This is a genomic window from Pseudomonas sp. VS40, from assembly GCF_018587885.1.
Lineage (GTDB): Bacteria > Pseudomonadota > Gammaproteobacteria > Pseudomonadales > Pseudomonadaceae > Aquipseudomonas > Aquipseudomonas pergaminensis.
In genome coordinates, this window is the sequence record NZ_JAGYWD010000003.1 from 396,823 (window position 1) to 414,365 (window position 17,543).

The window sequence follows — 17,543 nt, forward strand, 5'->3', positions numbered from 1 at the left end:
TTTTTCGCCTGCTTTTTAAGCGCCGTTGGCACCCAAATGCACCGCGATAAGCTGCCAGCCGCCGTCATAGCAGGTAGGATGTACGCCTATTTTACGGGTGGCATGGTTAATGAAATTCAAGGATCTTCGGGATTTCGTGCAGCAACTTGAGCAGCGCGGAGAGTTGAAACGTATCCAGATGCCGATTTCCCCGGTGCTGGAAATGACTGAGATTTGCGACCGTACCCTGCGTAACAAGGGCCCGGCGCTGCTGTTCGAGAACCCGACCGGCTTTGATATCCCGGTGCTCGGCAACCTGTTCGGTACCCCCGAGCGCGTGGCCTTTGGCATGGGCGCCGAGTCGGTCAGCGAACTGCGCGAGATCGGCAAGCTGCTGGCCTTCCTCAAGGAGCCCGAGCCGCCCAAGGGGCTCAAGGATGCCTGGTCGAAGCTGCCGATCTTCCGCAAGATCATTGCCATGGCCCCCAAGGTGGTCAAGGACGCGGTGTGCCAAGAGGTGGTCATCGAGGGCGATGATGTCGACCTCGCCATGCTGCCCGTGCAGACCTGCTGGCCCGGCGATGTCGGCCCGCTGATCACGTGGGGCCTGACCGTCACCAAGGGCCCGAACAAGGACCGCCAGAACCTCGGTATCTACCGCCAGCAAGTGATCGGCCGCAACAAGGTGATCATGCGCTGGCTGAGCCACCGTGGCGGCGCGCTGGATTTTCGCGAGTGGTGCGAGAAACACCCTGGCAAACCATTCCCGGTCTCCGTGGCCCTGGGTGCCGACCCGGCTACCATCCTCGGTGCCGTGACCCCGGTGCCTGACAGCCTGTCCGAATACGCCTTCGCCGGCCTGCTGCGCGGTAACCGCACCGAACTGGTGAAATGCCGTGGCAACGACCTGCAAGTGCCGGCCACCGCCGAGATCATCCTTGAGGGAGTGATTCATCCGGGCGAGATGGCCGATGAAGGCCCCTACGGCGACCACACCGGCTACTACAACGAAGTCGACAGCTTCCCGGTGTTCACCGTCGAGCGCATCACCCATCGGATCAAGCCGATCTACCACAGCACCTACACTGGCCGTCCACCGGATGAGCCGGCGATTCTCGGCGTGGCGCTCAATGAAGTGTTCGTGCCGATCCTGCAGAAGCAGTTCCCGGAGATCACCGACTTCTACCTGCCGCCCGAAGGCTGCTCGTACCGCATGGCCATCGTGACCATGAAAAAGTCGTACCCCGGCCATGCCAAGCGGGTAATGCTCGGTGTGTGGTCGTTTTTGCGACAGTTCATGTACACCAAGTTCGTTATCGTCACCGACGACGACATCAACGCCCGCGACTGGAACGACGTGATCTGGGCCATCACCACACGCATGGACCCCAAGCGTGACACGGTGATGATCGACAACACGCCGATCGACTACCTCGACTTCGCCTCGCCGGTGTCGGGCCTGGGCTCGAAGATGGGCCTGGACGCTACCCACAAATGGCCGGGTGAAACCACCCGCGAGTGGGGCCGGGTGATCGTCAAGGATGAAGCCGTCACCGCCCGTGTCGATGCGATCTGGAAAGAATTGGGAATAGATTGATGCGTGTAACCCTGCAACCTTCCGGCGCCGTGCTGGAGCTGGTCCCTGGCGAGCGAATCCTCGAAGGCGCGCGCCGCCTGGGCTACGAATGCCCCCAGGCCTGTCGCAATGGCGTTTGCCATGTGTGCGCCGCGCTGTTGGTGGAGGGCCGGGTGCAGCAAGCCGGGGAAGTGCGTGACCATGGTGAGTTCTACACCTGCATTGCCGAGCCGCTGGAAGATTGCGTGGTGTTGTGGGATGGCGTGCTGGCGCCGGGAGAGTTGCCGTTGCGCAAATTGTCGTGCCAATTGAGTGAATGCGTAGAGGTCGGTGGCGATGTGTGGCGTGTGCGCCTGCGCGCGCCGGCCGGCAAGGCGGTGCGTTACCACGCCGGTCAGTACCTGATGATCGAGCGCGAGAACGGCGAGAAGTCGGCATTCTCCCTGGCCTCGGCACCCCATGCGGGGCGCGAGCTGGAGCTGCATGTGCTGGTGCGTGAAGACAGCGCGCGCAGCCTGCTGGAGCAACTGCAGCGCAACCAAATGGCCCGCGTCGAGCTGCCATTTGGCGACACCCACCTGGCCGAACTGCCGGATGGGCCGCTGGTGTTGATCGCTGCTGGCACCGGCATGGCGCAGATGCACAGCCTGATCGAACATTGCCGCGCGTCCGGCTTCAAGCACCCGGTGCACCTGTACTGGGGCGTGCGTCGCCCGGAAGACTTCTACGAGATCGAGCACTGGGACCAGTGGCTGCAACTGCCCAACCTGTTCCTGCATAAAGTCGTCAGTGACTTGTGCGGCTGGGAAGGGCGCTGCGGGTTGCTGCATGAAGCGGTGTGCGAAGACATCAGCGACCTCAAGTCGGTGCACGTCTACGCCAGCGGCTCACCGGCGATGATCTACGGCACCCTGGACGCACTGGTCGACGCCGGCATGGATGCACACCAGATGCGCGCCGACGTGTTTGCCTACGCCCCACGTCCCTGACGCCGAGCCCCTTTGTAGGCGCCGGCTTGCCGGCGCTGTCAGCCAACACCGCTATCGCAGGCAAGCCAGCGCCCACAGTAGACCGTGCCGTGTCAGTGTCAGAACCGTACGCCGGTCGTCACCATTGCCGCATTGAACCCCAGCAACACCAACTCCGCCGCCACCGGCCCGTAATGCGTGCCCACCGACGGAATGATCACCGGCGCCACGCCGAAACGGTTCAACGGTATCTTGTCGCGGTACTTGCCGCGATAACCCTGGATCGCCCCGCCCGTCAGCTTCAAATACACCGGATAGTCGGCCATGTCGTAGCGTTTTCCCGCATACGCATAGTACGAGCGCTGCCGGAACGAGTTGCGAAACGTCGCCCCGCCATACACAAAACCTGAGGCTTCATTGCGCTCCAGGCCGATCAGGTCCTGGTTGTTGTTGTGCTCCGGGTCGGGCGCGAAGTGCCGGGTGTAGACGCTGGTCTGCGCGTACCAGAAGCCTTTGTCGTCTTCAGTCGCTGGCGCTTCGCCCGCCAGGGCGGTGGTGGCCTGGGCCAGGAACAGCAGGCCAGGCAGTCGGAATTTCTTCATGGGTGCGACCTCGATAGTCGGTTTGGTAGGCGGCTAGGTGGGTCGTGACCGGTGCGCCATTTTGACGGCTTGGCGCGCTCCCAGGCTGAACCGGGGCTGAAAGTAGCGAAATTGCCTCACGCAATCCTGACGAATGGACGGGTTTGCTTATGCATTCGCTTATGCTTTAAAGGTATTTAATTTGTTACATAAATATCATTAAGCTATATCGCAACGGACTACCGACTCATTCACAACCACCAACAACTGACCGCCACCGCCCGCCAGCCGGATCGATCGTATGAACCCAGAGCACGAGGTTCTGGGTTTTGAATCCAAGGGGAGCGGTATGGGGAGCTACAAGCAACACGCGCTGTACACGGCGATTTTGTCGGCCAATTTGCTGACTGCCGTGGGTTTCAATCCAGTCTTTGCGGCCGAAACGACCGCCACCGATGCACCCAAGCTCGACACCGTGATCGTCACCGGCACCCGCGCCCAAGAGCGCACCGCCAGTGCGTCGCTGTCGCCTATCGATGTGATTTCTGGCGATACCCTGCGCAGTACCGGCTCCGACGAGTTGGGCGCGGTATTGGCGCGGCTGATTCCATCGATCAACTTCCCACGCCCAAGCCTGGTGGATGGTGCCGAACTGGTGCGCCCCGCGCAGTTGCGCGGCCTGTCTCCGGATCAGGTGCTGGTGCTGGTCAATGGCAAGCGTCGCCACACCAGTGCATTCGTCAACCTTGGCGGGGCGGTGGGTCGTGGCTCTGCCCCGGCGGACTTGAACGCGATTCCGCTGTCGGCGGTGGACCATATCGAAGTGCTGCGCGACGGCGCCTCGGCCCGCTATGGCTCCGATGCGATTGCCGGGGTGATCAACGTGATCCTCAAGCATGCCGACCATGGCGGCTCGATCTCCACCAAGTTCGGCGAATACAAGAAGGGCGACGGTATCCAGCGTAATGTCAGCGGCAATACCGGCCTGGCGTTGGGCGACAACGGCTTTATCAACCTGTCGGCCGAGGGCGCTGACAATGACTACACCAACCGCGCCGGCGATGATTACCGCCCGGCCAGTATCGGCTCCACTACCTACGGCCAGCGCGTGTTCCGTCAGGGCGAGCCGGCCACCAATGAAGGCAAGTTCCAGTTCAACTCGGAATATGCCTTCAACGATGCGGCCGAGTTCTACACCTTCGGTGGCTACAGCAAGCGGCGCGGCGAGACGGCGGCGTTCTACCGGGCGAGTAACGCTTCCAACAACATCCCGGCGCTCAATCCCAACGGCTACCTGCCGCTGATCAAGGGCAACCTGGAAGACACCTCGCTGGTGGTGGGCCTGCGTGGCTTGCTGGCCTACGACTGGCATTACGACCTGTCGGCCAACTACGGCAAGAATCAGTACGAGCTGAGCACCGAAACCATCAACACTTCCTTGGGTCTGGCCACGCCGCGCAAGTTCGACAACGGCACCCTGAGCAACGACCAGAAGCAAGTCAGCCTGGACCTGTCCCGTGAGTTCGACGTGGGCTTCCTGCCGTACCCGGTTTCCGTGGCCTTTGGCGGCGAATACCTGCACCAGGGCTATGAAATTGAAGCCGGTGAGCCGGCGTCCTACTACCAGACCGGCAGCTCGGGCCTGGGCGGCTTCCGCGATGCCGATGCCGGCACCAGCACGCGGCACAACTGGGCTCAGTACCTGGACCTGGAAACCAACTTCACCGAGAAACTCAGTGCCTCGGCCGCCGTGCGCCATGAGGACTACAGTGACTTTGGCTCCAACGTCAGTGGCTCGTTGTCGGCGCGCTACGACTTCACTCCACAAGTGGCCCTGCGCGGCAGTATCTCCAATGGGTTCCGCGCGCCGTCCCTGGCCCAGCAGAATTTTGCCTACACCTCATCGCAGTTGATCGGCAGCACCATTCAGGAAGCGGGCACCTTCCCGGCCAACAGTCAGGTGGCTCGCTTGCTGGGTGCCGAAGACCTCAAGGCGGAAAAGTCACGCAACTACAGCCTTGGCCTGGTGCTGGAACCTGCCGATGACCTGACCGTGACCGTCGACGTGTACCGCATCGACATCCGTGACCGCATCAGCCTGTCGTCAAACCTCAACCTCAACCCGGCGGCGATTGCCTACCTGCAAGCCAACGGGGTGGGCAACATCAACTACACCAGCGCCCGCTACTTCACCAATGCCACCGATACCAGTACCGATGGCGTCGACCTCGTGGCCAACTATCGCTACCAGTTCGACAACGGCATTCGCTGGAACAGCACCGTGGGCTACAACTACAACCACACCAAGGTCACCGACGTGAAAGCCAACCCGGCGATCCTTGACAGCCTGGGTGTGAACCTGCTGCGGGTGGACCGTCGCGAGAAAAGCGGTTTGCTGGGCGATACCACACCCGAGCACAAGCTGAGCCTGGGTAACGACTTCACGTTTGGCAATTGGGCGCTGCACAGCAACCTGGTGCGCTATGGTGAATTCACCAGCTACCAGGCAACCAAGGTCAACGACCAGACCTTCAAGGCTGCGTGGGTGTTGGACTTGTCGGCGGACTACAAGTTGAAGAATTGGACCTTCACCCTCGGCGGCGACAACGTCACCGATAAATACCCGGAGAAGGTCAATGCCTTCGCCAGCAGTGGTGGCAATTTGGCCTATAGCACTTTTTCGCCGTACGGTTACAGCGGCGCGTTCTATTACGGTAAAGTTGCCTATAACTGGTAAAGCACAGGAGACCTAAGCGATCCGCCATGACCGTTATTGAATCCGATCTTTTGCAATTGGCTTACCCTCCGCGGCTCGATCTTGGGCCGCAACTCACTCACGAACAGTTGATGAGCTCGATGCAGGCCACCATGGCCCAGCATAAGGGTGGGCCGGTCTGGCTTTTCGCTTATGGTTCGCTGATCTGGCGCCCTGAATGCTCGTCGACCGAGAGGCGGCGGGCACGGGTTCACGGTTATCACCGGGGCCTGTACCTGTGGTCCCACGAGCATCGGGGTACGCCGGAGTTGCCAGGGTTGGTCTTTGGCCTGGATCGCGGTGGCTCTTGCAGCGGGTTCGCCTACCGCTTGCCGGAGGATCAGCTGGAGGCCTCGCTTTACGCTTTATGGCAACGCGAGATGCCTTACCCTTCCTACCGGCCACACTGGCTCAGCTGCCGCCTGGAAGATGGCACTACCGTGCAGGCGTTGGGGTTTGTCTTGGAGCGGCACTTGCCCAGCTACGCCGGTAACTTGCCCGACATTGTGCTGAACCATGTGTTGCAAAGCGCTTGCGGGCGTTACGGCACCACTCGCGATTATGTCGAGCAGACCGTCAACGCCCTGCGTAGCCACGCCATGCCAGACAAGAATCTGGAGGCGCGGCTCAAGCGCTGTGCAAAGGATTGCCCAGGCGGTTAACGCGCCGAACTGACGCTGTTGGTGTGCCACAGCGTTGGGATCAGGAAGGCGATCGCCAGCAGGCACGCACCGATCAGCAGCACGAAACCACCGTCCCAGCCGAAATGGTCCACGGTGTAGCCCATGGCCGCACTGGCCGCCACCGAACCACCCAGGTAACCGAACAGGCCGGTAAAGCCCGCAGCCGTACCCGCAGCTTTCTTCGGAGCCAATTCCAGCGCCTGCAGGCCGATCAGCATCACCGGGCCGTAGATCAGAAAGCCGATGGAGAACAACGCGATCATGTCGATCATTGGGTTGCCTGGCGGGTTGAGCCAGTACACCAGGGTCGCCACGGTCACCAACGCCATGAACACGATGCCGGTCAGGCCACGGTTGCCACGGAAGATCTTGTCCGACATCCAGCCGCACAGCAGCGTGCCCGGGATACCGGCCCACTCATAGAAGAAGTACGCCCACGACGATTTATCCACCGTGAAGTGCTTGGCTTCTTTCAGGTAGGTCGGTGCCCAGTCCAGTACGCCGTAGCGCAGCAGGTAGACAAACACGTTGGCGAAGGCGATGTACCACAGCATTTTGTTGCGCAGCACGTACTTGACGAAGATTTCCTTGGCGCTGAATTCGTCTTCGTGGCTGGCGTCGTAGCCTTCCGGGTAGTCGTTCTTGTACTGCTCGATCGGGGGCAGGCCCACCGATTGCGGGGTGTCGCGCATGGTGATGAAGGCAAACGCCGCCACCAGCAAGGCCACGGTGGCCGGTACGTAGAACGCGGCATGCCAGTCGTTGAACCAGGCCATGCCGAGCAGGAACAGCGGGCCGATCAGGCCGCCGCCGACGTTGTGGGCCACGTTCCACACCGACACCACGCCGCCGCGTTCCTTCTGCGACCACCAGTGCACCATGGTGCGTCCGCTCGGTGGCCAGCCCATGCCCTGGGCCCAGCCGTTGATGAACAGCAAAATGAACATCATGGTCACGCTGGACGTCGCCCAAGGTGCGAAACCGAAAATGAACATCACACCGGCCGAAACCAGCAGGCCGAAGGGCAGGAAGTAGCGGGGGTTGGAGCGGTCGGACACCAGGCCCATGAGGAACTTGGACAGGCCGTAGGCAATCGCGATGGCCGACATTGCCAGGCCCAGTTCGCCACGGGTGTAACCCTCGTCGATCAAGTAGGGCATGGCCAGGGAGAAGTTCTTGCGCAGCAGGTAGTACCCGGCATAACCGAAGAAAATACCGGCGAAGATCTGCCAGCGCAGGCGTCGATAGGTGCTGTCTATTTTTTCTTCAGGCAGGGGCGCCTGGTGTGCGGCAGGTCGAAAGAAAGCAAACATTCAAGAGCTCCAAATTTCTTGTTTTGACTGCGGATGCGAATGTTACAGTTTCGTTACCGAAAATAGCATCGCCTCTTATCTGCAAACACAGGAAATGAACGCTATTGCATGTTCTCTTATGAACATGTCGCGAATAGATAAGTGGTGGTCGTGAATAAATCTGTAGGCACCGGCCTGCCGGCGATGGCGGTCCTCAGGTTCATTTGTAGCAGCTGGCCCACCGCTATCGCAGGCAAGCCAGCTCCCACAAGGATTGCATTTCAGGTGTGTTATCGGGTTTGGACAACCACTTTACCGACCGCCTTACGCTGCCCCAGGTCGTTGATCGCTTGGGCGGCTTGGTCCAGCTGATACAACTGCGACACCAGTGGCTTGAGCTTGCCTTCACCGTACCACGTGAACAATTGCTGGAAGTTCGCCGCATTGTCCTGCGGCTGGCGCTGGGCGAACGAGCCCCAGAACACTCCGACCACCGCCGCGCCCTTGAGCAACGCCAGGTTTACCGGCAGCTCAGGAATGCGCCCGCTGGCAAACCCCACCACCAGCAGGCGGCCGTTCCAGGCGATGGCGCGAATGGCCTGGTCAAACAGGTCGCCACCCACCGGGTCGTAGATCACATCGGCGCCGTTGCCGTCGGTGAGGCGCTTGATCTCGTCTTTCAGGCTGGCTTCGCTGTAGTTGATCAGCTCATCGGCGCCGGCGGCCTTGGCCACCGCGAGTTTGTCGGCGCTGCTGGCGGCGGCGATCACCCGCGCACCCATGGCCTTGCCGATTTCCACGGCGGCCAGGCCCACGCCACCGGAAGCGCCGAGGACCAGCAGGGTTTCGCCGGGTTGCAGGTGGGCGCGTTGTTTCAGCGCGTGCATGGAGGTGCCGTAGGTCATGCTGAAGGCGGCAGCGGTGTTGAAGTCCATGCTCGGTGGGATCGGCAGCACGTTATAGCCCGGCACTGCGACCTGCTCGGCAAAGCTGCCCCAGCCGGTCAGTGCCATGACCCGGTCACCGACTTTCAAATGGCTGACCTTTTCCCCTACTTCACTGACCACGCCCGCCGCCTCGCCACCCGGCGAGAACGGGAAGGGCGGCTTGAACTGGTACTTGCCCTCGATGATCAGCGTGTCCGGAAAGTTGACCCCGGCGGCATGCACGTCCAGCAGGATTTCGTTCTTCTTGATCGCCGGGCTGGCGATCTCTTCCAGCACCAGGGTTTCGGCGGGGCCGAAGGCTTTGCACAGCACAGCTTTCATCGGACTATTCCTTTTGGCGTCGTGGCCGATAAGTGTAGGAGGGTACGCCCGTGGGTCAACGAGCATGCCCGGGCCTGATAAGCCGCCATAAGCTTGTGCTCTGCCTTGCTAGCGTTATGCTACCCGGCAACCGAATGTGAGGAATGAACTGTGAAAGCGTGGATCCTGTTGATGCTGGCCCTGACGTTGCCGATGGCAGCCCAGGCCGAAGAAGCCAAAGAAGGCGAGGCGCCGAAGGTCAGCTATATCAGCCTGAGCCCGCCGTTCGTGGGCAACTATGGTCTGGACGGCACCGCGAAACTCAAGGTGTTCAAGGCCGACATCGCCCTGCGCGTGACTGGCACCGAGGCGGCAGCACTGGTCAAAGCCAACGATCCATTGATCCGCAATCAGCTGGTGGCACTGTTCACCCAGCAGACCAACGAGGCCATGAGCACCGTTGAAGGCAAGGAAAAGCTGCGCCAGGAAGCGTTGAAGCAAACCCAGCAAGTGATGAACGATGAGACCGGCAAGCCGGTGGTGGAAGACCTGTTGTTCAATAACCTGATCATCCAATAAGTCGCTACGCGATTATCGGGGGCAAGCCCCCTCCCACAGTTGGAATGCGATCAAATGTGGGAGGGGGCTTGCCCCCGATGACGGCGGTACAGGCGCCTCAGGACGCCAGGCTCTTCCTGAACCGCGCCAGTGCCACGGCAAAGAACACCAACCCAATCCCCGCCAGCGCCAGCAAGTCCGGCCACACCACGCTCACGCCCGCATCACGGAACAGAATCGCCGCGCTCAAACTCACAAAGTGCGTCGACGGCGAGCCCTGCATCACCCACTGTAACCACTCGGGCATGCTGTCCAGTGGCGTACTGCCGCCCGAGAGCAGCAGCATCGGGATGATCACCGGGATCGCCAGCAGGCCGAACTGCGGCGTCGAGCGGGCGAGGGTGGCGAGGAAGATGCCCAGCGCGGTGCTGGCAAACAGGTACAGCGCCGTCACCAACAGAAACAAACTCAGCGATCCGGCCAGCGGCACGCCGAGCAACCCCTTGACCACCACTTCCAGCGACAGCCAAGTGCACAGCACCACCACCAGCATGTTGCTCCAGATTTTCGCCAGCATGATCTCCAGCGCAGTCAGCGGCAGCACCAGCAAGTGGTCGAGGGTGCCGTGTTCGCGTTCACGCAGCAGTGCGGTGCCGGTGAGGATAATGGCGAGGATCGTGATGTTGTTGACGATCTGGATCACCGCCAGAAACCAGCCGCCTTCCAGGTTGGTGTTGAACAGCGCCCGAGTGGTGAGCAGTGCGGGCGCCTGGCTGGCGACATCGGCTTGTCCGCTGTAGGTCAGCAGTTCGCGCTGGAAAATCCGCCCGATGTAGCCCGCGCCCATGAACGCCTGGCTCATCGCCGTGGCATCCACATTCACCTGCACGCCCGGCTGGCGCCCTGCCAACAGGTCGGCCTGGAAATTCGCCGGCACATTGATCACGAAGGTGTATTTGCCGCTGTCCATGACCTTGTCCAATTGGTCGTACGCCAGCGGTGCCGGGGGCTGGAACTCCGGCGGCTGCAGCGCCTCTGCCATCTGGCGCGACAGCGAACTGTGGTCTTCATCGACAAACGCCACGCTGGCGTTGTGCACCCCGATCACCGAACCGGCGGCGGGCATATAGATGGCGACGGTGAAGGCGTAGAACAGAAACAGCAGCAACACGCTGTCGTGGCGCAGGCTGGTCAGTTCCTTGATTCCCAGGCGCAGGATATGCGCGAACTTATGCATCAGGCCTCCTGCTTCTTGAGCATGATCAGGCTCAGCCCGGTAAACCCGACAAAGAAGCCGAACAGCGCCAGGCATTGCGGCCACAACTGGCGCAGGTCCAGGGCCTTGGTGAAGGTGCCCACGGCAATATCCAGGAAGTGACCGGCCGGAAACAGCATGCCCATCAACGCCGCTGCGCCTTCCAGGGACGAGCGCGGCACAATCAGCCCGGAGAACTGGATGGTCGGCAGGCTGGTGATGATCATGGTGCCGAGGATCGCCGCGATCTGCGTACGGGTGAATGCCGAAATCAGCAGGCCCATGCTGGTGGTCGCCAGCACATACAGCAGGCCGCCGAACGCCAGCGTGAGAATGCTGCCCTTGAACGGCACACCGAATAGCCAGCGGTTCATCGCCACCAGTACTGCCAGGTTGACCAGGCTCACGGCCAGGTAGGGCGCCTGTTTGCCGAGCAAGAACTCCAGGCGTGTCAGCGGTGTGGCGTAGAAATTGGTGATCGAGCCCAGTTCCTTCTCGCGCACGATGCCGAGGGCGGTGAGCATCGCCGGGATAAACGCCAGGATCAGCGCCATCACCCCGGGGCCGATGGCGTTCACGCTGACCACGTCTTGGTTGTAGCGAAAGCGTGTTTCCAGTCTGGCGGCCGCCGGGTTGCCGCGGGGTAGGCTGCTCAGCTCGGCCAGTTGTGCCAGGTTGCCCTGGTGCACGGCCTCGACATAGTTGCGGCTGGTTTCCGCACGAAATGGCATGCCGCCATCGAGCCACGCAGCCACTGTGGGTTGGCGCCCGGCGTACAGATCACGGCCAAAACCGGGCGGGATCTCCAGGGCCAATTTGATTTCCGAACGTTGCAGGCGCCGGTGCAGTTCATTCGAGTCCTGGATGGGCGACTGCTCGGCGAAATAGCGGGAGCTGCGAAAGGCCTCCAGGTAGGCGCGGCTTTGGGGTGTCTGGTCTTGGTCGTAGACCGCGAAGGCGAGGTTTTCCACATCCAGGGAAATGCCGTAGCCGAAGATCACCATCATGAACATCGCACCCAGCAGCGCGAAGGCCATGCGGACTTTGTCGCGCAACAACTCCTTGCTTTCACGGCTGGCCACGGCCAACAGGCGAGCGGGGCTGAAGCCGCGTTTGCTCACAGGCGCCGCGCTGGCTTCGCTGACGGTGTTGGCGGGTGCGGTGGGTTCGGCTTCGCCCTGGGCCTGCTCCAGGCATGTGACGAACGCCGCTTCCAGGGTGTCGCCGTGGAATTGCCGCTGCAGCGCGTCTGGCGTATCGCAGGCGAGCACCTTACCCGCGTGCATCAGGGAAATGCGGTCGCAGCGCTGGGCTTCGTTCATGAAGTGAGTGGACAGGAAGATGGTCACGCCTTGTTCGCGGGACAACTCGATCAGCAACCGCCAGAAGTCATCCCGCGCGGCCGGGTCGACGCCCGACGTAGGTTCGTCGAGGATCAGCACTTCCGGGCGATGCAGCACCGCCACCGCCAATGACAAACGCTGACGCAAGCCGAGCGGCAGCTCGCCGGACGGTTGTTCGGCCACGTCACCGAGGTCGAAACGCTGGATCAGCTCATCAATGCGCGGACCGCTGTCGACCTTGGGCAAGTCGAACAATTGCGCATGCAGCACCAGGTTCTGGCGCACGCTGAGCTCGCCATACAGCGAGAAACTTTGCGACATGAAGCCCACGCGCTTACGGGTGGCCAGGTCCTTGGCATTCACCGGGTTGCCCAGCAGCTTCGCACTGCCCTCCGTGGCCGGCATCAGCCCGGTGAGCACCTTCATGGTGGTGGTCTTGCCGCAGCCGTTGGAGCCGAGGAAGCCGAAGATCTCGCCTCGGCCGATGGCGAAGCTGACCTTGTTCACCGCCGTGAAATCGCCAAACCGCAGGGTCAGGTCATGGGCTTCGATGGCGATATCAGTGGTGGCGCTTTTTCGGGGCGGGATCACCAGCGGTTGATTGTCGTGGGCGCTGTCGCCCTGGAAGTGGGTAAACGCCTCGTCTAATTTGCCGCTGGAGGTCGCGCCCGCCAGTTCACTGCTCAAGCCGTCCGCGATCAGCTTGCCGCGATCGAGCATCAGGCAGTGTTCGAACTGCTCGGCTTCTTCCATGTAGGCCGTGGCCACCAGCAGCGTCAGTTGCGGGCGCTCGCTGCGTACGCTGTCGACCAGTTCCCAGAAACGCCGGCGTGACAGCGGGTCAACGCCGGTGGTGGGCTCGTCGAGGATCAACAGGTCCGGGTCGTGGATCAGCGCACAGCACAGGCCAAGCTTCTGCTTCATCCCCCCGGACAGCTTGCCGGCCGGGCGATCGGCAAAACGTGCGAGGTCGGTGGCCAGCAACAGGTTGTGCATGCGCTGGTCGCAATCGGCTTTTGACAGGCCGAACAGGGTGGCAAAGAAACGGATGTTTTCGCTGATGGACAGCTCGGGGTACAGGTTGCCGCCCAACCCCTGGGGCATAAAGGCAATGCGCGGGTACAGGCTGTTGCGGTGGCGGCGGTCATCGATGGCGCCGCCGAGCACCTGCAGCTGGCCGTCCTGGAGCTTTTTGACCCCGGCGATCAAACCCAACAGGCTCGACTTGCCCGCGCCATCCGGGCCAATCAAGCCGCAGCGTGTACCGGCCGGCAAGCTGAAGGCGATGTCGACCAGGGCCTGCTGCTTGCCGTAGCGGTGGTTGATCCCCGTGGCCTGCAGCGCCAGGGCGGTCATTGCAGGTTGGCCGGCCAGTCAATGTCAGCCGTGCGCACATAGCCTGCGCCGGGCATGCCGGGCTTGGCCTGGGGCACGGCGCTGGGTTGGGTCAGGCGCAGTTTGACGCGGAACACCAGTTTCTGGCGTTCGTCGCGGGTTTCCACTTCCTTGGGCGTGAACTGGGATTTGGCCGCGACAAAGCTGATCTTGGCCGGCAGTGGCTGGTCGGGCAGGGCGTCGAGCAGGATGCGCGCATCGCTGCCGACAGTCAGGCGGCCGGTGACGGAGGCCGGCAGGTAGAGGTTCATATATTGATCATTGGGATCGATCAACAGCAGTACACGGCCGCCCGCGCCCAACACTTCACCCGGCTCGGCCAGGCGTAGCTGGATAATGCCGTCGATGGGCGCGCGCAGGCTGCTGTCATCGATCTCGCTGGTGAGCTGGGCCACTTGGGCCTCGGCGGCGCCGATGGCGGCCTTCACGGAGTTGACCTGGGCTTGCGCGGCAATCACAGCGGCATTGCCGGTATTTTGCCGTGCCTGCTGCTGATCAATCAGTTGGCTGCTGGCAAAGCCACGCTTGTACAGCTCCTGGGTGCGCTTGAGTTCCTGGTTGGCCAACAGTTGTTCGCTCTGGCGCAGTTGCACGTTGGCTTCGGCGGCGGCGAAGTTTTCCTTGGCACGCAGCACTTCGGCTTCGGCCTGGGCGCGCTGGGCTTCGAGGGTGCGGGTGTCCATGCGTGCGAGCAGTTGGCCCTTGAGCACCTTGTCGCCTTCGTCCACGCGCACGTCGGCCAGGCGCCCGGGGATCTTGGCGGCGATCTGCACTTCGGTGGATTCCAGGCGGCCATTGCCCATGCTCAGGCCTTCGGGCAGGCGGTCCTGGGTGGAACGCCAGTAACCGAAGCCACCGGCACCCAGCAACAGGGCAATGAGTGCGATGGCGAAAAGGCGGGAGGTGTGGTGATTCGTTGACATGGCTGCTTCCTGCGGCATTAGCGTCCTAGTTTGAACGGTTTGCCCCGGCGGGGCCTTGATACCGGTCAGTTAAAGCAAATTGAGCACGGCAGCCCATTGCTCTGGCGTGACGGCCATCACCGATAGCCGGCTGCCTTTTTGCACCAGGGGCAGCTCGGCAAGCGCAGTCTGCTGCTTCAGGTAGCCAAGGCCGAGCACCTTGGGGAAGGTCTGCACGTGCGCCACATTGATCGCACTCCACGGGTTTTTCTCCGGAGTGGCCTTGGCGTCGAAGTAATGGCTTTCTGGTTCGAGCGCGGTAGGGTCCGGGTAGGCCGCTTCGACGATTTTGCCGATGCCGGCAATCCCCGGCTCCGGGCAACTGGAGTGATAGAAGAAAAACGTGTCACCCACCGCCATCGCACGCAGGAAATTGCGTGCCTGGTAGTTGCGCACCCCGTCCCAACGGGCTTCGCCGAGCTTTTCCAGGCCTTTGATGGAGAGTTCGTCGGGCTCGGATTTCATCAGCCAATAGGCCATTTTTGGGCTCCTGAAAAAGGGCGTGGGCAAGTTGTCAGGCAATTTGATGACAAACCGACAGTCGGTTGGCGCCAAGGTTTGCGTGTTGGTTCACGTTACCGCAGAATGCCGGCTTTTAAAGCTTGGCGCAGCTGCAACGGACTACTTTGGAACGTTGTTGTCATCGTGTACGAGGTGCCTGAAGGGGGGCAATCGATGCAACGTAAACCGGATTTACTATGGATTTTGGTGATTTTGTTTGGTCTGGGCGTCGTGACCACCGGGTATGCCCAAAGCTTGTGGTCGAACAAGACCGATGCTCCCGTTGAACTGGCTCAGCAGCAGCCACAACCGTTCAAGCGCTGACCCTTCTTCAAGGCGCCGCTGACTCCAGTGGCGTCTTCGCAATATACCAATGCTTATCGGTGACGGTGCCCGCCAGCGGCACATCCCAGCTTGCCTGTGCCAACCGTTCGACCTTCTGACATTCATGGGCCAGGCCCAGCAGCGTCGGCTTGCGCCAGCTCTGTCGCCGCGCGAGGTAGGCCAGGCTGCGGTCGTAGAACCCGCCGCCCATGCCCAAGCGCCCTCCCGCATCATCGAACCCCACCAGCGGCAGCAACACCAGGTCCAGCGCCCAGACTTTGCGTTGGCGGCTGATATTCACCCGTGGCTCCAGGATGCGAAAGCGATTGGGCAGCAGCTTTTCCCCAGGCCTTACGCGCTGGAACACCATCTTGGTCCGCGGCCACGCGCTGAGCACCGGCAGGTAGGTGGCCTTGCCCCGGCGCTGGGCGGCGCGCAGCAGCAGGCGCGGATCGATTTCACCGTCCGTCGGTAGATACAAAGAGATATGTTTGGCCCGGCGAAACAGCGGATGCTGTGCCAGTTGCCGATACAGGCCGTGGGCAGCCTGGCGTTGCTCGCTCGGCGTGAGGGCGCGGCGGGCTTTGCGCAACATGCGTCGAAGTTGCGGACGGGAAAGCGGCGCAGGTTCGGTCATGGTTTTCGGCTCATAAAACAATGCCAGTCCGAGGACTGGCATTGAGTTTGGGAATTCAGGCTCCCCGACAGAGCCGCTGTCGACTTAGCCCTTGAACCCGAAAGTTCAAGGTGGAAGATGCAGTAGGCTTTAAGGCTTTCCGTCTAGCGGACATGCACACCAGCCCAACGTGCAACTTCCAGGGTAGTGCGAATCGGCTCAGGGACATCGCCGACTGGCAAACACGCCAGGGAGTGGGGCGAGTATACCTTAAACAGTCGCGGCAATCAGCCCTTGGGTGCGTCTGAATCGCTGGAAAGCACCAGATCGACTCGTTCCAGCAGGTCACGCACCTGCTCACGCGTCGAGCCGCTGGCCTGCACGTCGGGGCGTTCCTGCTTATGCAGTAAATCGTGGGTAATGTTCAGGGCGGCCATCACGGCGATGCGATCGGCGCCAATCACTTTGCCGCTGCTGCGGATCTCACGCATCTTGCCATCCAGGTAGCGGGCGGCGCTCACCAGGTTGTTGCGCTCTTCCTGGGGGCAGATGATCGAATACTCTTTATCGAGGATCTGCACGGTGACGCTATTGCTTGAACTCATGAGTCTTGCTCCAGGGCCTTCAGGCGCGAAATCATCGATTCGACCTTACGCCGGGCGATTTCGTTTTTTTCAATGAGGTGAGCGCGTTCCTCGCGCCAGGTCTTTTCCTGAGCTAATAGGAGTCCGTTTTGACTCTTAAGTTGCTCGACCCGAGTAATTAGCAGTTCGAGTCTGGCCATCAGCGCTTGCAGGTCGGTGTCTTCCATTGGGTTCCACTGGATTTGTCTGATGAATGGCAACTGCAGGATAAACGATCTGACGCCCTTGATAGTCTTGGTACGTCTGCCGGTGCTAGGATACAGCGCTCCATTCTAGACATTGCGCCGTCTGGCGCCTAGCTCACCATGCCCATTCAGAACTCCCCGTACGATGCTTTTTCCAAACTGCTGAGCACCAGCGGCCACCCTTGCTCGCCTGCCGAACTGCACGGCGTGCTGTTGGGTCGCAGCTGCACTGGCGTTGGCTTTGATGCCGACAACTGGCTGGCCGACGTGGCCGAGCTGCTGGAAACCGAACCGACCGAGAACGTGCGTAACGCACTGATCGGCCTGCAAGAGATGGTCAAGGGCGAGTTGACCGGTGATGACGTCACCGTGGTCCTGCTGCTGCCGACCGACGACGCGCCGCTCACCGAGCGCGCTGCCGCCCTGGGCCAATGGTGCCAGGGTTTCCTCCACGGTTTCGGCGTCAACGCCGGCGGCCTGGACCTGAGCACCGATGCCCAGGAAGTGCTGCAGGATCTGGCCGCTATCTCCCAGGTGCAAGATGCCCTGGAAGAGTCCGAGGACGGCGAAAGCGACTACATGGAAGTGATGGAATACCTGCGCGTCGCGCCGCTGCTGCTGTTCACCGAGACCAGGAAGTCCGCTGAGCCTGCTGCACCCAAGCCGTCGCTGCACTAAG

Annotated in this window: 17 protein-coding genes and 1 other RNA gene; 7 read left to right on the top strand and 11 right to left on the bottom strand. The window is 61.5% G+C overall.

Annotated features, from left to right (window positions below):
* The first annotated feature begins 109 nt into the window (after positions 1-109).
* Positions 110-1,576 carry a 4-hydroxy-3-polyprenylbenzoate decarboxylase gene (gene ubiD, locus KHP07_RS10940; RefSeq protein WP_003176824.1) on the top strand — a complete coding sequence of 489 codons (1,467 nt, stop codon included), beginning with the start codon at positions 110-112 and terminating at the stop codon, positions 1,574-1,576.
* Positions 1,576-2,544, top strand: coding sequence for a CDP-6-deoxy-delta-3,4-glucoseen reductase (locus KHP07_RS10945; protein WP_078050655.1), 969 nt, complete (start codon positions 1,576-1,578; stop codon positions 2,542-2,544). The genes ubiD and KHP07_RS10945 overlap by 1 nt, the downstream gene beginning before the upstream one ends.
* 98 nt (positions 2,545-2,642) lie before the next feature.
* Here the strand turns inward: KHP07_RS10945 and KHP07_RS10950 are convergent, their stop codons facing one another.
* Complete coding sequence (locus KHP07_RS10950; RefSeq protein WP_078050654.1) at positions 2,643-3,125, bottom strand: sn-glycerol-3-phosphate transporter; 483 nt, start codon at positions 3,123-3,125, stop codon at positions 2,643-2,645.
* Between the two features lie 328 nt (positions 3,126-3,453).
* Here KHP07_RS10950 and KHP07_RS10955 point away from each other — a divergent pair, with 328 nt between their 5' ends.
* Positions 3,454-5,841: a TonB-dependent receptor plug domain-containing protein gene (locus KHP07_RS10955; protein WP_099493333.1), complete on the top strand. Its 2,388-nt coding sequence runs from the start codon at positions 3,454-3,456 to the stop codon at positions 5,839-5,841.
* Positions 5,842-5,867: 26 nt separating this feature from the next.
* Positions 5,868-6,521, top strand: a complete 654-nt coding sequence (locus tag KHP07_RS10960) for a gamma-glutamylcyclotransferase (RefSeq protein WP_099493183.1) — start codon at positions 5,868-5,870, stop codon at positions 6,519-6,521.
* On the opposite strand, the gene glpT is transcribed toward KHP07_RS10960, so the two are convergent.
* Positions 6,518-7,855 carry a glycerol-3-phosphate transporter gene (gene glpT / locus KHP07_RS10965; RefSeq protein WP_025857408.1) on the bottom strand — a complete coding sequence of 446 codons (1,338 nt, stop codon included), beginning with the start codon at positions 7,853-7,855 and terminating at the stop codon, positions 6,518-6,520. The two genes, KHP07_RS10960 and glpT, sit on opposite strands and share 4 nt — an antisense overlap.
* Positions 7,856-8,124: 269 nt before the next feature.
* Positions 8,125-9,102 (bottom strand): NADPH:quinone oxidoreductase family protein, encoded by a 978-nt coding sequence (locus tag KHP07_RS10970; protein ID WP_214497187.1) that lies wholly within the window; start codon positions 9,100-9,102, stop codon positions 8,125-8,127.
* Between the two features lie 150 nt (positions 9,103-9,252).
* Between KHP07_RS10970 and KHP07_RS10975 the strand changes: the two genes are divergently transcribed.
* On the top strand, positions 9,253-9,660 hold the full coding sequence (locus tag KHP07_RS10975) for a flagellar basal body-associated protein FliL (RefSeq protein ID WP_015886451.1): 408 nt from the start codon (positions 9,253-9,255) through the stop codon (positions 9,658-9,660).
* A gap of 97 nt (positions 9,661-9,757) precedes the next feature.
* Here the strand turns inward: KHP07_RS10975 and KHP07_RS10980 are convergent, their stop codons facing one another.
* From KHP07_RS10980 to KHP07_RS10995, 4 genes are all read right to left on the bottom strand, one after another.
* Entirely contained in the window at positions 9,758-10,876 is a 1,119-nt protein-coding gene (locus tag KHP07_RS10980; protein ID WP_078050651.1) for an ABC transporter permease, read from the bottom strand.
* Positions 10,876-13,593, bottom strand: a complete 2,718-nt coding sequence (gene rbbA / locus KHP07_RS10985) for a ribosome-associated ATPase/putative transporter RbbA (RefSeq protein ID WP_214497188.1) — start codon at positions 13,591-13,593, stop codon at positions 10,876-10,878. Before rbbA ends, KHP07_RS10980 begins: the two co-directional genes overlap by 1 nt.
* Complete coding sequence (locus KHP07_RS10990) at positions 13,590-14,555, bottom strand: HlyD family secretion protein (RefSeq protein WP_078050649.1); 966 nt, start codon at positions 14,553-14,555, stop codon at positions 13,590-13,592. The genes rbbA and KHP07_RS10990 overlap by 4 nt, the downstream gene beginning before the upstream one ends.
* Before the next feature lie 69 nt (positions 14,556-14,624).
* Entirely contained in the window at positions 14,625-15,074 is a 450-nt protein-coding gene (locus tag KHP07_RS10995; protein WP_025857402.1) for an EVE domain-containing protein, read from the bottom strand.
* Between the two features lie 195 nt (positions 15,075-15,269).
* Here KHP07_RS10995 and KHP07_RS11000 point away from each other — a divergent pair, with 195 nt between their 5' ends.
* Complete coding sequence (locus KHP07_RS11000) at positions 15,270-15,419, top strand: hypothetical protein (protein ID WP_010207387.1); 150 nt, start codon at positions 15,270-15,272, stop codon at positions 15,417-15,419.
* Positions 15,420-15,426: 7 nt separating this feature from the next.
* Here KHP07_RS11000 and KHP07_RS11005 read toward each other — a convergent pair whose 3' ends face one another.
* The 4 genes from KHP07_RS11005 to KHP07_RS11020 form a co-directional block, all read right to left on the bottom strand.
* Positions 15,427-16,056, bottom strand: a complete 630-nt coding sequence (locus KHP07_RS11005; protein ID WP_099493178.1) for a 5-formyltetrahydrofolate cyclo-ligase — start codon at positions 16,054-16,056, stop codon at positions 15,427-15,429.
* 57 nt (positions 16,057-16,113) lie between these two features.
* Positions 16,114-16,292: non-coding RNA, 6S RNA (gene ssrS, locus KHP07_RS11010), on the bottom strand.
* 30 nt (positions 16,293-16,322) lie between these two features.
* Positions 16,323-16,640 carry a cell division protein ZapA gene (locus tag KHP07_RS11015; RefSeq protein ID WP_003176812.1) on the bottom strand — a complete coding sequence of 106 codons (318 nt, stop codon included), beginning with the start codon at positions 16,638-16,640 and terminating at the stop codon, positions 16,323-16,325.
* Entirely contained in the window at positions 16,637-16,846 is a 210-nt protein-coding gene (locus tag KHP07_RS11020) for a TIGR02449 family protein (RefSeq protein ID WP_007982902.1), read from the bottom strand. The genes KHP07_RS11015 and KHP07_RS11020 overlap by 4 nt, the downstream gene beginning before the upstream one ends.
* Before the next feature lie 138 nt (positions 16,847-16,984).
* Here KHP07_RS11020 and KHP07_RS11025 point away from each other — a divergent pair, with 138 nt between their 5' ends.
* On the top strand, positions 16,985-17,542 hold the full coding sequence (locus KHP07_RS11025) for a YecA/YgfB family protein (RefSeq protein ID WP_078050646.1): 558 nt from the start codon (positions 16,985-16,987) through the stop codon (positions 17,540-17,542).
* Position 17,543: the final 1 nt, after the last annotated feature.

Excerpts from the sequence above, each read along its gene's own strand:
- rbbA (WP_214497188.1), bottom strand. The coding sequence starts at position 13,593 with ATGACCGCCCTGGCGCTGCAGGCCACGGGGATCAACCACCGCTACGGC.
- KHP07_RS11015 (WP_003176812.1), bottom strand. The coding sequence starts at position 16,640 with ATGAGTTCAAGCAATAGCGTCACCGTGCAGATCCTCGATAAAGAGTAT.
- KHP07_RS10970 (WP_214497187.1), bottom strand. The coding sequence starts at position 9,102 with ATGAAAGCTGTGCTGTGCAAAGCCTTCGGCCCCGCCGAAACCCTGGTG.
- KHP07_RS10990 (WP_078050649.1), bottom strand. The coding sequence starts at position 14,555 with ATGTCAACGAATCACCACACCTCCCGCCTTTTCGCCATCGCACTCATT.
- KHP07_RS10955 (WP_099493333.1), top strand. The coding sequence starts at position 3,454 with ATGGGGAGCTACAAGCAACACGCGCTGTACACGGCGATTTTGTCGGCC.
- KHP07_RS11020 (WP_007982902.1), bottom strand. The coding sequence starts at position 16,846 with ATGGAAGACACCGACCTGCAAGCGCTGATGGCCAGACTCGAACTGCTA.
- KHP07_RS10995 (WP_025857402.1), bottom strand. The coding sequence starts at position 15,074 with ATGGCCTATTGGCTGATGAAATCCGAGCCCGACGAACTCTCCATCAAA.
- glpT (WP_025857408.1), bottom strand. The coding sequence starts at position 7,855 with ATGTTTGCTTTCTTTCGACCTGCCGCACACCAGGCGCCCCTGCCTGAA.
- KHP07_RS10945 (WP_078050655.1), top strand. The coding sequence starts at position 1,576 with ATGCGTGTAACCCTGCAACCTTCCGGCGCCGTGCTGGAGCTGGTCCCT.
- KHP07_RS11005 (WP_099493178.1), bottom strand. The coding sequence starts at position 16,056 with ATGACCGAACCTGCGCCGCTTTCCCGTCCGCAACTTCGACGCATGTTG.
- KHP07_RS11025 (WP_078050646.1), top strand. The coding sequence starts at position 16,985 with ATGCCCATTCAGAACTCCCCGTACGATGCTTTTTCCAAACTGCTGAGC.
- KHP07_RS10980 (WP_078050651.1), bottom strand. The coding sequence starts at position 10,876 with ATGCATAAGTTCGCGCATATCCTGCGCCTGGGAATCAAGGAACTGACC.
- KHP07_RS10950 (WP_078050654.1), bottom strand. The coding sequence starts at position 3,125 with ATGAAGAAATTCCGACTGCCTGGCCTGCTGTTCCTGGCCCAGGCCACC.
- KHP07_RS11000 (WP_010207387.1), top strand. The coding sequence starts at position 15,270 with ATGCAACGTAAACCGGATTTACTATGGATTTTGGTGATTTTGTTTGGT.
- KHP07_RS10960 (WP_099493183.1), top strand. The coding sequence starts at position 5,868 with ATGACCGTTATTGAATCCGATCTTTTGCAATTGGCTTACCCTCCGCGG.
- ubiD (WP_003176824.1), top strand. The coding sequence starts at position 110 with ATGAAATTCAAGGATCTTCGGGATTTCGTGCAGCAACTTGAGCAGCGC.